We start from the raw sequence: 14,168 nt of genomic DNA on the forward strand, positions 1-14,168 counted from the left end.
GGTCGCGCCGGTCCGGCGCGAGGATGTTTTTTTAAAAAATTCAGGTCACTGCGCCGCTCGTCGGACGGTCGTCTCATGCGGCACGTCCTCCGCCGCGGCCGGCCCGGTCACGTCGTCGGCGACGAGGGCTTCGTAGGCGGGGAGGGTCAAGAATTCTTCGCAGCGTTCGGCGGCGACGAGGCGCTCGAACAGGGCGCGGGCGGCGGCGAAGCGGCCGGAGGCGTAGCGCTCGTGGCCGAGCTCGGCGCGCAGCTCGGCCAGCACTGTGTCGATCGCCTCACGCACGCGCGGGAAGTCGAGCGCGGTGCCGTCCTCGAGGGTGGCCGAGTACTTCAGCCACTGCCACACCTGGGCGCGGGAGATCTCGGCGGTCGCGGCGTCTTCCATCAGGTCGTACAGCGGGACGCAGCCGACGCCGCGCAGCCACGCCTCGATGTATTGCAGGCCGACGGCGATGTTGCGGCGCAGGCCCTCGGCGGTGCGGGGCCCGTAGGGGACGGCCAGCAGGTCGGCGGCGACCACCTGCACGTCCTCGCGGACGCGGCAGATCTGGTGCGGCCCGGGCATGTGGGCGTCGAACACCTCGCGGGCGAGCGGCACGAGGCCCGGGTGGGCGACCCAGGTGCCGTCGTGGCCGTCTCGCGCCTCGCGCTCCTTGTCGGCGCGCACGCGGGCGAGCGCCTCGGCGTTGCGCACCTCGTCGTGCTTGACCGGGATGTTGGCCGCCATGCCGCCGATCGCGTGCACACCGCGGCGGTGGCAGGTCTGGATCAGCAATTGCGAGTAGGCGCGCAGGAAGCTGCGGTCCATCGTCACCAGCGCGCGGTCGGGCAGCAACGCCGTCGGGTCGCCCTGGCGGCGCTTGATGAAGCTGAAGATGTAGTCCCAGCGGCCGCAGTTGAGCCCGATCGAGCGGTCGCGCAGGGCGTGGAGGATCTCGTGCATCTGGAACGCGGCCGGCAGGGTCTCGATGAGCACCGTGGCGCGGATCGTGCCGGTCGGCAGGCCGAGCATCTCCTCGCTGGCGCGCAGCACGTCAGCCCACACCCGGGCCTCGGCGGCGCTCTCGAGCTTCGGCAAGTAGAGGTACGTGCCGAGGCCGCGGCGCAGCCGCTCGCCGGCGTTGTGGAAGGCGTACAGGCCGAAGTCGACCAGGCAGCCGCGCGCCGGCGCGTCGTCGATCAGGACGTGCGCCTCGGGCAGGTGGAACCCGCGCGGGCGGACGAACAGCGCGGCTGTCTCTTCGGCCAGCTCGTACAGCTTGCCGCCCTGCTCGAGGCGGATCTCCCGCCGCACCGCGTCGATCAAGTTGCGCTGGCCGTCGACCAGGTTGTGCAGCGTCGGCGCAGTCGCGTCCTCGAAGTCGGCCATGAACACGCGCGCGCCCGAGTTGAGCGCGTTGATGATCATCTTGCGGTCGACCGGGCCGGTGATCTCGACGCGCCGATCGAGGATGTCCTCGGGGACAGGTGCGCAGGTCCACTCGGCCTCCCGCAGGTCCCGCGTCTCGGGCGCAAAATCGAGCTTCTCACCGCAGTCGAGGCGGCCCTGGCGAGCCTGGCGGGCCGCCAATTCTCCGGCGAAGCGCGGGCCGAAACGGCGCTGCAGCTCGGCCACGAAGGCCAGGGCTTCATGGCTCAGAACGGTGGAATCGCCGGGAACGCGGGGGCCGCGCAAGGAGACGCCGGGAGGGGTTTGGAGCCGCTGCATCGACGTCGTGACAATAGCTCCGGTGGGCTCAAAGCTCAAACAGGCGCAGCTGTAAGGGTTGCAACGTCATTCCATCGTTGTCAACGGCGGGTTGTCATGCTGTAAATCGTGTCAATGGCCGTCGCCAAGAAGACTGCTGCAGAGGCCCGTGACACACCCCGATTCGGCGCGAAGATCCGGACCTTGCGCCGCTGCGCCGGCCTCTCGCAGGCCGAGCTGGCCCAGCGGCTCGACGTCTCGCCGTCGTATTTGAACCTGCTCGAGCACGACAAGCGGGCCCTGCCGGCGCCGCTGCTGATCAAGCTGGCGCGGGTGCTCGAGGTCGACCTCGCCTCGTTCGCCGGCGACGACGACGCGCGGCTGGTGCACGACCTGCTCGAGGTGTTCGCCGACCCGCTGTTCGAGGAGGCGCCGCTGACGAACACGGAGGTGCGCGAGGTGGCGTCGGCGAGCCCCGCGGCGGCGCGGGCGGTGCTGCAGCTGTACCGGGCCTATCGCGGGGCGCTGGTGGCGACCGACGCGTTGTCGTCGCGCCTCGAGGCGGGCGACGACGCCGGCGGCGCGTCGCGCTCGTCGCTGCCGAGCGAGGAGGTCAGCGACCTGCTTCAGCAGCACATGAACTACTTCCCTGCGCTCGAGGAGCGGGCCGAGCAGCTGCGGCGCGAGGCCGGGCTCGGCGAGCTCGACCGCTTCGGCGCGCTGGTCCGCCACCTCGCGCGCGCCTGCGACGTGCGGGTGGAGATCGCCCGCTCCGGGCAGCCGGGGCCGGCGCTGCGGCGCTTCGACCCGCGCAGCCGGGTGCTCCATCTGTCGGAGCTGCTGCCGACGCGCTCGCGGCTGTTTCAGCTGGCGGCCCAGGTGGCGCTGATCGTCCACGCAGACGTGCTCGACAGCCTCGGCCGCGACCCGCTGCTGACCAGCGCCGAAAGCCGAGCGCTCGCCCGCGTCGCGCTGGCCAACTACTTCGCCGGCGCGGTGTGGATGCCCTACGCGGAGTTCCGCCGCGCCGCCGAGGAGCTGCGCTACGACATCGACGTGCTCGGCCGCCGCTTCGGCGTCGGCTTCGAGCAGACCTGCCATCGCCTCACCACCCTGCGCCGGCCGACGCAGGAGGGCGTGCCGTTCCACATGGTGCGCATCGACGTCGCCGGCAATATTTCAAAGCGCTTCTCCGCCAGCGGGATCCGCTTCGCCCGCTACGCCGGGGTCTGCCCGCGCTGGAACATCTTCAGCGCGTTCCAGACGCCCAACATGATCCGCGTGCAGGTCTCGCGCATGCCCGACGGGGCGAGCTACTTTTGTATCGCTCGCACGATTCAAAAAGACTCGGGCGGATACCACGCGCAGCAGCCGGTGCAAGCGATCGGCCTCGGCTGCGCGGTCGAGCACGCGCCTCGCCTGGTGTACGCCGACGGCGTCGATCTGCTCAATCCGGGGCTGGTGACGCCCGTCGGGGTGACGTGCCGATTGTGCGAGCGCACCGCCTGCGAGCAGCGAGCCCTGCCCTCGCTCAAGGTGCCGCTGCGCGTCGACCCGAACTATCGCGGGCTCTCGCTGTATGCGCCGCCTCCGGACGAATGAGACCAGGCGCTAGCTTGTCTTTCCCCGACTACGGGGCGCCCCCAGAGATCGTGGGGAGCAATCTGAAGCTCTCACGGAAGATCAAAGTGGTACGCGCGCCGAGCGCAGGCAACTGCCCGGCCCCGCTTGCCCCCTTACAGGCAGATGCGCCGAAAGCGCGACGAAGGTCGAAAACCCATGCCAGGACAGAAATGAACGCGCGAGCTGCGCTTGTTCTACGCCCCTGTCCTTCGTAACCTGTCCGGGTGAACCGAGACGAGTTCGAGGCGATCCGTGACATACCCGATAAGGTCATCGAGACCAACATCAAGCTGTCCCAACGAGCTAACACAGCGCCGGCGCGTGTCGCGGACGGGATCGTGATCCAGAACTCGAGTGGCGTGGCGCTGCGGCTCAACATCTCTTTCAACCCAGAGAGCGGCGCGAAGACCCTCAACGTCTGCGCGGCCGGCGTCGGTCCCATCTGCCGCCTTGATGTTGACGGCCCGGCTCACCGTCCTGCCGGCCGTTCTCACAAGCACTCTCTGCAGACTCCGCGTTGCCCTGGGAAGAACCTCCCTACCGGAGTGCAGGATCGTCCAGAACTTAGCGGCCAGACAATCTCCGAGCTATTTCTGCTATTCTGCAAGCTTGCCAAGATCGAGCATCGCGGGACCTTTGAGCAATGATCGCTGCATCTGACATTAAGGCCGTGCTCTGCGGTAACTCTCTTGTAGGAGAGATCGATCGGGTAGGCCAGCGCCTCCGCTGCGAGACGGCCTTCCTCTACCCAGATGGTTCATCGGTAGACGTGTTCGTCTGGGAAACGGACCCGCTCTTTCCACGCCTGCTCCTGAGTGACCTCGGGCAGACAGTGACCTGGCTCTTGGACATGCAGGTCAAGCCGTGGCAATCGAAGCGTCGCCAACAACTACTACAGGACGCCATTCAGCTTTACGGTGTCCGACAGGCTGGCGGTGCCTTGGAGCTTCCAATTGAATCCCGGGCAGAGCTAGTTTCTGGGATCATTCGGCTCGGGCAAGCATGCGTACGGGTTGCTGATCTGTTCTACACGCGGAAGAGCAACCTTCAGACCAATTTCTCTGAAGAGGTCGAAGAGTTCTTCTCTGACGTGGCTTTGCCATACGACATCGACTGCGAGCTCGAAGGACGTGGTGGTCGGCGTGTAAAGGTCGACTTCGTCGTCCGCAATAAGCTGGATTCAATGGTGCTGACCCTTGCCCCGGGACATAGCGCTCATCAAGCGCATACCGCCTCAAACGAGGTGTTTCGCAAGTGGTACGACCTGTCCGGACGGCCGGAGCAGCGGGTCACTGTCTTCGATGATCGGATCGACGCATACAGAAATGAGGACTTGGAGCGAATCCGTGAGCAGTCCGACCTCATCGGCATCTCTGACCCTAAAACCCTGTACGAATTGCTAGCGGCTTGACGAATTGGCCTCTCCCCTCGCTCGACGATCACCGGCGGCACGCGAGCTTCGTCGCCGCCCTGCGCGAGCTCGCGACCGACGCGCAGGCCGGGGTGCAGCACCGCCTGCAGGGGCTCGAGCATCTGTGGCGGGACATTTCGCCGACGCGTTCGCTCAAGCGCCGCGAGCTGCCGCGCCGCGCCATCGTCCCCACGGCGGACGATGTCGCCTGCGTGGCGCGCTTCGCCGTCCATCCGTCCTCCGAGGTCCGGCGGTGGGTGTTCCAGGCGCTGCGGCACGCGACTGCCCACCGCGAACGGTCCGCGCCGGTCGTGCGTGGGGGGCTCGTCGATTTCTCGCCGGCGGTGCAGATCCACGCGGCCGTCGCGGCGCATCGCCTCGGCCTGGGCGAGCCTCTCGAGGCCGAGTTGCTCGCGGCTCTGGACAGCCCGACGTGGACGGTCCGCTGGTACGCCGCCGCCGCGCTGGCGACGACGGCCCGACGCGACCGGGCGGCCGAGGTGTTCGCCGCTTCGTATCCCGAGCGGCGAGGGCCGCACTCCAGCGAATACGACTTCCACGCCGAGACGTGGCGAAAGCTGGCCGTCGTGTTCGATCCGCCGACGCCTGCGATCGCCGCCCGCCTCGCGGCGGGCACGTAGCCCGCGGGACGTCAACTCCGCGGCCCTGCTCTCGGCGAGCGCGCCGACCTCCCCGTTGCCCTCGTCTGCGAGGGCCGGGTCGCTCTACTCCGGCGTGGCCTCCTGCTCGGCCAATCTCGGGTTCCAGCGCATGCGCTGTTCGCCGACAACGAGCCACGCCTGCTGCGCCGACACCCATGCTAGACGGCTTCCCGAGCTCGTCCGCAGCGGGCTTCAGCACGACAATTTAAATGTCTTTGAGGACATGCTCCTTCAAGCATGTCCTTTACGACATTTTACTAAACTTGTTCGCGCGGCAGGGTCAGCGTGAAGGTCGAGCCGCGGCCGGGTTCGCTCTCGGCGACGATCTCGCCGCCCATGAGCCGCGCGTAGCGGCGGCTGATGGCGAGGCCGAGGCCGGAGCCGCGGAGCTCGGCCTCGTGGTCGCCGTGGACCTGCGAAAAGTCCTGGAACAGCAGGCCGAGCTTGTCCCTGGCGATGCCGACGCCGGTGTCGCGCACGCGCACTGCGATCGTGCGCTCGCCCGGCTCGAGGGTCACGTCGACGGAGCCGCGCTCGGTGAAGCGGATCGCGTTGGCGACCAGGTTGTAGACGATCTGGCGCACGCGGGTCGCGTCGGCGACGATCGGCGCCGGGCCGCGGGCGACGTCGAGGGCGACCGAGCGGCCGCGCAGGAGCGGGCGCACGGTCGCCTCGATGTCGGCGAGCATCTCGCCGAGGTCGAACGGGCGCGGGCGCAGGCGCGGCTGGTCGAGCTCCAGCTGGGCGTAGCCGAGGATGTCTTCGACGACCTCGAGCAGGTGCGAGCCGGCGCGGTGGATCGCGCGGAGGTCGTCGGCGGTGCCGTCGAGCGCGCCGGCGGGGCCCTCGAGCAGGAGCTCGCTGAGGCCGAGGATCCCACCGAGCGGGGTGCGCAGCTCGTGGCCCATGGTGGCGAGGAACACGTCCTTGGCGCGCACGCCGGCGAGCGCCCGGTCGCGCGCGTGGCCCAGGTCGACGAGCTTGCGCCGCAGCTCGAGCTGGGCGATCACCTGCCGCCCGAGCACCGCGAGGCCCTGGCGCTGCACCCCGTCGAGGTGGCGAGGCACGCGATCGATCACGCACAGGGTGCCGAGCGCGAAGCCCTCGGCGTTGACCAGCGGCGCGCCGGCGTAGAAGCGATGTTCGGCTGCGACACCACCAGCGGGTTGTCGGCGAAGCGCGGGTCGGCGCTCGCGTCCTCGACCTCGAACACCCCGGCTTGCAAGATCGCGTGCGCGCAGAAGGCGATGTCGCGCGGCGTCTCGGCGGCGTCGAGGCCGACCCGCGCCTTGAACCACTGCCGCCCGGCGTCGACCAGGCTGACCAGCGCGATCGGGGTGCCGCACAGCTCCGAGGCGAAGCGCGTCAGCTCGTCGAAGTCGGCCTCGGGCGCGCTGTCGAGGACGGCGTAGCCGCGCAGCGCCGCCAGTCGCTCGGGTTCATCCTGCGGGGGCGGGGCGACCTTCATGATCCCCAGCGTAGGCGACGCCCCAGGGGCCCAGCAATACGGTCCCCCGCGGCCGAGCGTCGCGCCGTCTGCGCCTGCGCTTCGGGGCGCACCGGAGCTGGCTCTTGAGACATCTGGTGCACGGCGCGCGCGGACAGCCGTCCGACCTGTCCGTTGCGACAGGTCCTCTCGGCGTCACGGACACGCGTCCGAACATGACCGCGAGGACATGTCCGAATGTTCAGCCGCTCTTGCGCTCGAGCAGCCAGGCGTCGACGGCGGCGACCATGCGGACGTCGCTGGCGGCGGCGGCGAGGGCGCGGGCCTCCTCGGCCACGTGTTCGGCGCGTTCGCTCTGGCCGGCGCCGGCGAGCGAGCGGGCCAGGCGGAACGCGCTGGCGTAGCGGAGGGACGGCTGGACCAGCTCCCCGCGGGCGCTGGCGACCGCGTACGCGCGCTCGGCGACGGTGACTGCCTCGGCGGTTCGGCCGGCGCCGGCGAGGATCTCGGCGAGGACCTCGAGCGCGCTGGCGAGGTAGGGCTCGTCGTCGCCCCACGCGCGCTCGGCGTCGACCACGGTCGCGCGGATCTCCGCCTCCGCCCCGGCGAGATCGCCCTGGCGCAGCAGCGCTTGCGCCAGCCACACCCGCAGCTTGAACAGCTCCGGGTGGAGCGGGCGCGCGTCGATCGGCAGGCCCACCGCCGCGCTGTTCGCCCCCGCGAGCGCGCGGCGGATCATCCGCTCGGCCTGCGCGGGGTCGTCGCGCTGCATCAGCGCCTCGACCGCGCCGGTCGTCAGCTGCAGCGCGATCAGGCTGTCGTCGGGCACCAGGCCGACGATGCCGCGCTGCGAGCGGGCGAAGATCGCCGCGGCCGCGCCGGCCTCGCCGTGGCGCAGCGCCAGCAGGCCGGCCGAGCGCAGGCTGGCGGCGAACTCGGGGTGGCGCTGGCAGCAGCCGACGTCGACCGGGACGTCGGCGGCGTCCTTGGCCGCGACCAGAGTCTGGTAGCTGACCGGGTTGGCCATCGTCGCGCCCGGGTCGCACAGGCGCTCGCGCAGGGTCGCCAGGGCGCGGTCGACGTGCTGCGCGGCCTTGTCGAGCTGACCGAGGCTGGTGGCCGCGTCGGCGGCGAGGCGGAACAGCACGCTGACCTCGGGCAGGTGCGACGAGCCGGCCTGCTCGTGCAAGGCGATCGCGCGCTCGAAGTGGGCCAGGGCCTCGGCGTTGCGGCCGGTGGCGAGGGCGACCTGGCCCTGGGCCTCGGCCAGCGCGGCGCGCTGGGGCGGCGCGCCGCCCCGGGCCAGCAGCGCGTCGACGTGACGGACCCATCGCTCGGCGGCGCTGAAGTCGGCGAGGTGCTCTCCGGTGACCTGGACCAGCTCGGTGGCGGCGGCGATCGCCACCCGCTCGCGGCCCGACTCGAGGGCCGCGAAGTAAGCTGTCTGAAGGGACAGGAGCGCGTCCTTCGGCCGGCCGCTGCTGACCAGCACGCGGCCGCGCGTCAGCTCGTAGTCGGCGCGCAGCGGCAGCTGGCCGTCGGGCAGCGCGAGCGCGTCGAGGACCGCCAGCGCCTCGGAGAACTTGCCGGCGAGGCGGTGCGACTCGGCGCGGGCGATCGCCGCGTGCTGCTCGGCGAGGGTGCGCGCCAGCTCGGGGTCCTCGGGCGGCGCGGCGCGGCGCTGCAGCTCGAGCGGGTCGGCGCACGACTGCGGCGACTCGAGCCCGGCCACCAGGTCGGACGCGTGCACCGCGAACGCCACGTCGGGGCGGCCGAACAGGTCGAGCACGGCCTGGAAGTCGCGCAGGCGCTCGCCGAGGCAGGCCCGGCGCAGCTCGTACAGCGCGGTCGACTGCTCGTGGCGGACCTCGGCGGCCACGCAGGCGTCGGCGGCCACGTCGGCCCAGCGCTCGGCGTACTCGTCGTACTGGCGGCGCGCGACCGTCCACGACTGCGCGACCGTCGGGTCGACCGCGCGCAGCGAGGCGCCGATGCCGTGGAAGCGGGCCGGGCTCCACACCTCGGCGACCTCCTGCCGGGCCCGGTCCTCGCACACCTGGATGTTCACACCTGTCTGATAGGACAGGCCGATGCCGACCGCGCCGAACGCCGCGGTGAGGCCGGCGGCGGCCAACCACGCGCTGCGGCGGGGCTCGACCACGCGGTCGATGGCGGCGATGAACGCGTCCATCGACGGGTAGCGGTGCTCGGGGCGGACCTGCAGGCCGCGCAGCACGACGTACCGCAGCGCGCGCGGGACCTTGGCGCCGCCGGGGTCGCGGAGCTGGCCGGCGAGCACGGCGCGCATCAGCTCGGCGAGCGAGTCGCCGGGGAACGGGCGGCTGCGGAACAGCGCCTCGTAGAGGGCGACGCACAGGGCGAACTGGTCGGAGCGGGCGTCGGCCCGGTCGCCGCGGAACTGCTCCGGGGCCATGTACGCCGGCGTGCCGATCAGCGAGCCGGTGATCGTCAGCGACGCGTCGAGGGCGCGCAGGCTGGCGGCCGCGCCCGAGCCGAGGCTGCTGTCGAGATCGCGGGTGCGCTCGAGGTCGGCGAACAGCTGCGGGTCGCCCTCGGCGCGGGCCAGGCCGAAGTCGAGCACGCGCACGCGGCCGTCGTCGCCGACCATCGCGTTCTGCGGCTTGAAGTCGCGGTGGACCAGCCCGGCCTCGTGCGCGGCGGCCAGGCCCGAGGCGGCCTGGCGGAACACGTCGACGAGCTCGCGCCAGGTCCTCTGCTGTCTCTTGAGCCATGTACTCAAGGTCACGCCGTGGACGAACTCCATGGCGATGTAGACCTGGTCGAGGTGGGTCCCGACCTCGTGGACGCTGACGATGTTGGGGTGCGACAGGCGGGCCATCGCCTGGGCCTCGCGCAGCAGGCGGGTGCGGGCCTCGACCACGTCGGCGGTCGCCTCGGCGTGGAGCAGCTTGACCGCGACCTTGCGCTCGAGCTCCTCGTCGTAGGCGGCGTAGACGACCCCGGTGCCGCCGCGGCCGAGCTCGCGCAGCACCGTGAACCGGCCGATCTTCGCCGGCGTCGCCGGCTCGTCGAACAGGCTGGCCATGATCGCCTGCTTGACGCGCTCGTTGGCGAAGTCGCCCTCGACCTGCGGGCGCAGGGCCTCGGGCGAGAGGGTGGGCCCGTTCATCCGTGACCTCCGCGCTTCTGGACCAGCCTGGTGAGGAGCTCGTCGATGTCGGACACCCAGTTCTTGGCGTCCTTGCCCTGCTTGACCGCGAATTCGCGGGCCTCGCGGACCAGACCGACCGCGCGCGCGTCCTCGCCGACCCCGGCCAACGAGGCCCCGAGGTGCCAGATCGCGTAGTAGCGCCAGTGCTCGTTGGCCGGGTTGGGATCGCGGCGGATCAGCGCCAGCGCCCGCTCGGCGTAGGCGACCGCGGGCGCCGGGCGACCCTCGAGGCGGTTCAGCTCGGACAGGTTGAGCAGCACCTGCGTGAGCCGCGGGTCGCTGCTGCCCCAGCTCCGCTCGGCGCGCGCCAGCAGGGCGGTCAACGCGGCCTCGGCCTCTTCCGGCCGCTTCAACTTGCGCGCCAGCATGGCGAGGGCGTTGTGCACCTCGTAGGTGTCGCCGAGCAGGCGGTCGCTCGAGCGCTCGAGCACCGCCAGCGCCTCGCGCATCGGCTGCTCGGCCAGCTCTTCCTGCATCATCACCTCGTGGGTGTAGGCGGTGTTGAACCACAGGGTCATGTAGATGTGGTTGCGCTGGTCGGCGAGGTCGACCGCGGCGTCGAGCCCCTCCTTGAACACCGCCAGCGCGCGCTCGTACTGGCCGTCGACCCGCAGCGCCAGGCCGAGGCTGTTGTGGACCATCGCCACGTCGGGGTGCTGCGGGCCGAGCTTGGCCCGCATGAGGGCCAGCGCGCGCTCCTGCTGGGCGATGCCCAGCTTGTTCTCGCCGGTGTTGATGAGGTGGTCGCCGTAGAAGCGCAGCGTCCTGGCGAAGTCGACCGTGTCCTCCTGGCCGGCCGCGTGGTAGAGGCGCATCGCCTCGGTGAGGGCCTTGCGACCCTCGCCGTGCTCGCGGGCGAGGTTGGCGATCGCCCCCCGGACCGTCAGCGCGCGGGCGCGGCGGATCGGGTCGTCGCTGCGAGCGGCGTAGATCTCGGCGTGCCTCAGCCAGTCGCGGCTGGCGAACGCGTCGTGCAGGCGACGGCCGACCACGTAGGCCAGCCGCGTCGCGGCGTCGATCGCCACCTCCTGGTGGCCGGCGGCGATGGCGAAGAAGAACGCGTCCTCGAAGGCTTTCCGCGCGCCGAGGTAGTCGCCGTCGTTCTCGCGCACCGAGCCGCGGCGGAACGCCAGCTCGGCGTGCACCGGCGGGTAGTCGATCCCGGCCGCGGCCGCCTCGGCGGCGTCCAGCAGCAGCAGCGCCTCGGCGAAGCGGCCGGTGAGCTCGAGCGTCTCGGCGCGGCCCAGCTCCGAGCGCGCGGCGCCCACCTCGTCGGCCACCGCCGCGTCGGGCGGCCGTACCTTGGCGAGCAGGTACTTGTCCTCGCTGCACTGGCCGATGGCCGGCAGGCTCGCCGTCAGCTCGTCGACCTTGGCGACCAGCATGTCGTCGGGGTGCTCGAACATGTCGATCGCCGCCGCCAGGCGGTCGCGCCGCTCGGCCAGGCAGGTCATGCGCAGGTCGAGCTGCTCGGCCGACTCCTGGCGGCACGCCTCGCCGTAGGCGCGGGCCCACTGCGCGGCGTAGTCGTCGAACACCGCGGCGGCGCGCGCCCACGCGGCCCCGGCCTGGGCCACCCCCGACGACTCGGCGACCGCCGCCAGGCGAACGGGGACCTCGTGGTTCCACACCGCCGCCAGGCGCTCCTCGCCGCTGCACGCCTCGTCGAACGCACCTGACTGATAGGCCAGGCCGACGCCGCCGCCGAGCAGGGTGGCCGCCACGCCGGCGGCGATCGCCCACGAGCGGCGGACCGGCGGGCGGGCGAACTTCGCCAGCTCGGCGAGCAGCGGGCGCATGCTCGGCCAGCGGTGGGCCGGGTCGCGCGAGAGGCCGCGCAGCAGCAGCGCGCGGACGGCCCGCGGCACCCCGGCCGGCGCCGGCAGGTCGCGGACCTGGCCGGCGAGCACGCTCGACATCAGCTCGGCCAGGGTGTCGCCCTTGAACGGGCGCTCGCGGTAGGCCGCCTCGAACAGGGCGACGCAGAACGCGAACTGGTCGGCGCGGGCGTCGACGCGGCCGCCGAGGAACTGCTCCGGCGACATGTACGCCGGCGTGCCGAGCATGACGCCGGTGACCGTGATCGAGGCGTCGAGCGAGCGCAAGTTGGCGACCGCGGAGGTGTGCTCCTCGGCGGGTCGCATGTCCCCGAGGCCAGGTGCCGGCCCGGGCTCGAGCTCGGCGCGGGCCAGGCCGAAGTCGAGCACGCGCGCGCGGCCGTCGCTGCCGACCATCACGTTGGCCGGCTTGAAGTCGCGGTGGACCAGCCCGGCCTCGTGCGCCGCGTGCAGCCCCGAGCCGGCCTGGACGAACATCGCCGCGACCTCGGCGAAGCTGCGCCGCTGTCTCTTGAGCCATGAATGAAGGGTCATGCCGTGGACGAACTCCATCGCCACGTAGACCTGGCGGCCGAACGTCCCGACCTCGTGCACGCCGACGATGTTGGCGTGCGACACCCGGGCCATCGCCTGGGCCTCGCGCATCAGGCGGAGGCGCGCGATGTCCTCGCGGGTCTCGGAGTGCAGCAGCTTGACCGCGACCTTGCGGTCGAGCTGCTCGTCGAAGGCGGCGTAGACCACCCCGGTGCCGCCGCGCCCGAGCTCGCGCAGCACGGTGAAGCGGCCGATCTTCGCCGGCGCCGGCACGTCCTCGACGCGCGGCGGGCGGGCGATCGGCCGCGTGTCGGCCGGCGCGATCGGGATCAGCGTGGGCGCGTTCGGGTCGACCTGCCGACCGTCGGGCGTGGCGCCTGCGGGCGTGTGCTGCAGGGTCTGCTCCCCCGACGTGGAGGACGACAACGCGCGGATTCGGTCTGGCATGACGGCCGCTTTCAGGGTGCTGTCCCGGGAGAGGGCTGCTGGATCGCGTCCCCGGGAACTTTTTTCGCTACGGCGGACCCGGAGAATGGTGACGGGGCGCTCCCGGGCGAGGAAGTCCGCCTTCGCAGAGATTCGGGCCCGGCCACCTGGCCCCCCGTACGCTCACGAACGCGCCGTTCTTCCCCGCCGCCGCGCTTCGGCAGCGAATGGCGCCAGGCCTGCGGCCAACGGCCGGGCGGGGAGCAGCGAGCGCGAGATCGCGCACTTTCGGCCGCAAGGCGATCGCGCAGCCCCACGCTGAGGTTTGAAGAACCCGCTCATGTCGCCGCTCGACCCGGGTCCTCGTGGCAGATCGATCTCCGGGGTCGCCGCACGCGAGCCCCGGAGCAGCGATCTCGAGGCGAAGCCGCGCGGGCGATCCGGACCGCGATCTCCGCTCGCCGAATACCTCGCCGCGCCGCAGCCTCGCGACCGCATGCGTCCGACGTTCGTCGCGACCTCGGTTGCGGAGCGCTCGCCTCACGCGTCGCGTTGCTGACTCCCGACCACGCGATCCCAAGTCCTCGGGTGCCGAGCGACGTGCATGAGGTCGCCGTCCGTCTTCGCCGTGGGGGGCGTTCGTCGCGGCGGCTTCGGCAGGATTGCGATCGCGGGCCGCCATCACGCCGGTCTGTTAGCATCGCGGCCCGGTGGTGGAGGACAGCGACGCGGCGCTCGTGGACGCCTGGCGCGGCGGCGATCGGGAGGCCGGAAAGCGGCTGTTCCAGCGCCACTACGCGGCGATCGCCCGCTTCTTCCGCAACAAGGTCGGCGAGGCGGGGCCGGACCTGATCCAGCGGACCTTCCTCGCCTGTCTCGAGGGCCGCGAGCGCTTCCGGCACGAGGCGGCCTTTCGCAGCTACCTGTTCGCCATCGCCTACAAGGTGCTGTGCAAGCACTACCGCGAGCAGCGGCGCGACGAGGCGCGGGTCGACTTCGCCGAGGACTCGGCGCACGAGCTGTCGTCGCCGATCAGCGCGGTCGCGGCGCGGCAAGAGCAGCGGCTCCTGCTCGAGGGCCTGCGGCGGCTGCCGGTCGACTACCAGGTGGTGCTCGAGCTGCACTACTGGGAGGGCATCACCGCCGCCGAGCTCGCCGAGGTGCTGTCGATCCCCGTCGGCACCGCCAAGACTCGCCTGCGCCGCGGCCGCGAGCTGCTCGAGGAGCGCCTGCGCGAGCTCAGCACCTCGGCGGTGCTGCTGTGCAGCACCCTCGCCAACCTCGACGCCTGGGCCGCCCGCCTGCGCGTCCAGGTGCTCGGCGACGAGCCGGAGTGACCCGGCGC

General features: G+C 71.6%; 10 protein-coding genes. 5 read left to right on the plus strand and 5 right to left on the minus strand.

Translation table 11 applies throughout. The annotated features are described in order from the left end of the window. Positions 1-45 precede the first annotated feature (45 nt). Positions 46-1,710, minus strand: coding sequence for a malate synthase A (gene aceB, locus O0S08_RS44575; RefSeq protein ID WP_269035605.1), 1,665 nt, complete (start codon positions 1,708-1,710; stop codon positions 46-48). 114 nt (positions 1,711-1,824) lie between these two features. On the opposite strand from aceB, the gene O0S08_RS44580 reads away from it, so the two are divergent. The 4 genes from O0S08_RS44580 to O0S08_RS44595 all read left to right on the plus strand — a co-directional run bounded on the left by O0S08_RS44580 (position 1,825) and on the right by O0S08_RS44595 (position 5,364). Continuing rightward, on the plus strand, positions 1,825-3,291 hold the full coding sequence (locus tag O0S08_RS44580; protein ID WP_269041911.1) for a helix-turn-helix domain-containing protein: 1,467 nt from the start codon (positions 1,825-1,827) through the stop codon (positions 3,289-3,291). Positions 3,292-3,536: 245 nt separating this feature from the next. After that, on the plus strand, positions 3,537-3,959 hold the full coding sequence (locus O0S08_RS44585) for a hypothetical protein (protein ID WP_269035606.1): 423 nt from the start codon (positions 3,537-3,539) through the stop codon (positions 3,957-3,959). Continuing rightward, positions 3,956-4,723 carry a DUF1828 domain-containing protein gene (locus O0S08_RS44590; protein ID WP_269035607.1) on the plus strand — a complete coding sequence of 256 codons (768 nt, stop codon included), beginning with the start codon at positions 3,956-3,958 and terminating at the stop codon, positions 4,721-4,723. Before O0S08_RS44585 ends, O0S08_RS44590 begins: the two co-directional genes overlap by 4 nt. Beyond that, positions 4,720-5,364 (plus strand): hypothetical protein, encoded by a 645-nt coding sequence (locus O0S08_RS44595; protein ID WP_269035608.1) that lies wholly within the window; start codon positions 4,720-4,722, stop codon positions 5,362-5,364. Before O0S08_RS44590 ends, O0S08_RS44595 begins: the two co-directional genes overlap by 4 nt. Positions 5,365-5,642: 278 nt before the next feature. On the opposite strand, the gene O0S08_RS44600 is transcribed toward O0S08_RS44595, so the two are convergent. From O0S08_RS44600 to O0S08_RS44615, 4 genes are all read right to left on the minus strand, one after another. After that, a complete protein-coding gene (locus O0S08_RS44600; RefSeq protein ID WP_276082570.1) occupies positions 5,643-6,452 on the minus strand; it encodes a sensor histidine kinase in 810 nt (269 codons plus the stop codon). An 8-nt stretch (positions 6,453-6,460) separates the two neighbouring features. Continuing rightward, the gene (locus tag O0S08_RS51135) at positions 6,461-6,853 is read right to left on the minus strand and encodes a GAF domain-containing protein (protein ID WP_276082571.1); all 393 of its coding nucleotides are present in this window, start codon (positions 6,851-6,853) and stop codon (positions 6,461-6,463) included. A 220-nt stretch (positions 6,854-7,073) separates the two neighbouring features. Continuing rightward, positions 7,074-9,983 (minus strand): serine/threonine-protein kinase, encoded by a 2,910-nt coding sequence (locus tag O0S08_RS44610; protein WP_269035609.1) that lies wholly within the window; start codon positions 9,981-9,983, stop codon positions 7,074-7,076. Continuing rightward, a complete protein-coding gene (locus tag O0S08_RS44615; RefSeq protein ID WP_269035610.1) occupies positions 9,980-12,844 on the minus strand; it encodes a serine/threonine-protein kinase in 2,865 nt (954 codons plus the stop codon). Before O0S08_RS44615 ends, O0S08_RS44610 begins: the two co-directional genes overlap by 4 nt. A gap of 689 nt (positions 12,845-13,533) precedes the next feature. Between O0S08_RS44615 and O0S08_RS44620 the strand changes: the two genes are divergently transcribed. Then, positions 13,534-14,160 (plus strand): RNA polymerase sigma factor, encoded by a 627-nt coding sequence (locus O0S08_RS44620; RefSeq protein ID WP_269035611.1) that lies wholly within the window; start codon positions 13,534-13,536, stop codon positions 14,158-14,160. The last annotated feature ends 8 nt before the right edge of the window (positions 14,161-14,168 follow it).

The sequence above is a fragment of the Nannocystis punicea genome (assembly GCF_026965555.1).
GTDB classification, from domain to species: domain Bacteria; phylum Myxococcota_A; class Polyangia; order Nannocystales; family Nannocystaceae; genus Nannocystis; species Nannocystis punicea.

What these genes read in the sequence shown, in the direction of transcription:
- O0S08_RS51135 (WP_276082571.1), bottom strand. Translation starts at nt 6,853, where the DNA reads ATGAAGGTCGCCCCGCCCCCGCAGGATGAACCCGAGCGACTGGCGGCG.
- O0S08_RS44615 (WP_269035610.1), bottom strand. Translation starts at nt 12,844, where the DNA reads ATGCCAGACCGAATCCGCGCGTTGTCGTCCTCCACGTCGGGGGAGCAG.
- aceB (WP_269035605.1), bottom strand. Translation starts at nt 1,710, where the DNA reads ATGCAGCGGCTCCAAACCCCTCCCGGCGTCTCCTTGCGCGGCCCCCGC.
- O0S08_RS44590 (WP_269035607.1), top strand. Translation starts at nt 3,956, where the DNA reads ATGATCGCTGCATCTGACATTAAGGCCGTGCTCTGCGGTAACTCTCTT.
- O0S08_RS44580 (WP_269041911.1), top strand. Translation starts at nt 1,825, where the DNA reads ATGGCCGTCGCCAAGAAGACTGCTGCAGAGGCCCGTGACACACCCCGA.
- O0S08_RS44610 (WP_269035609.1), bottom strand. Translation starts at nt 9,983, where the DNA reads ATGAACGGGCCCACCCTCTCGCCCGAGGCCCTGCGCCCGCAGGTCGAG.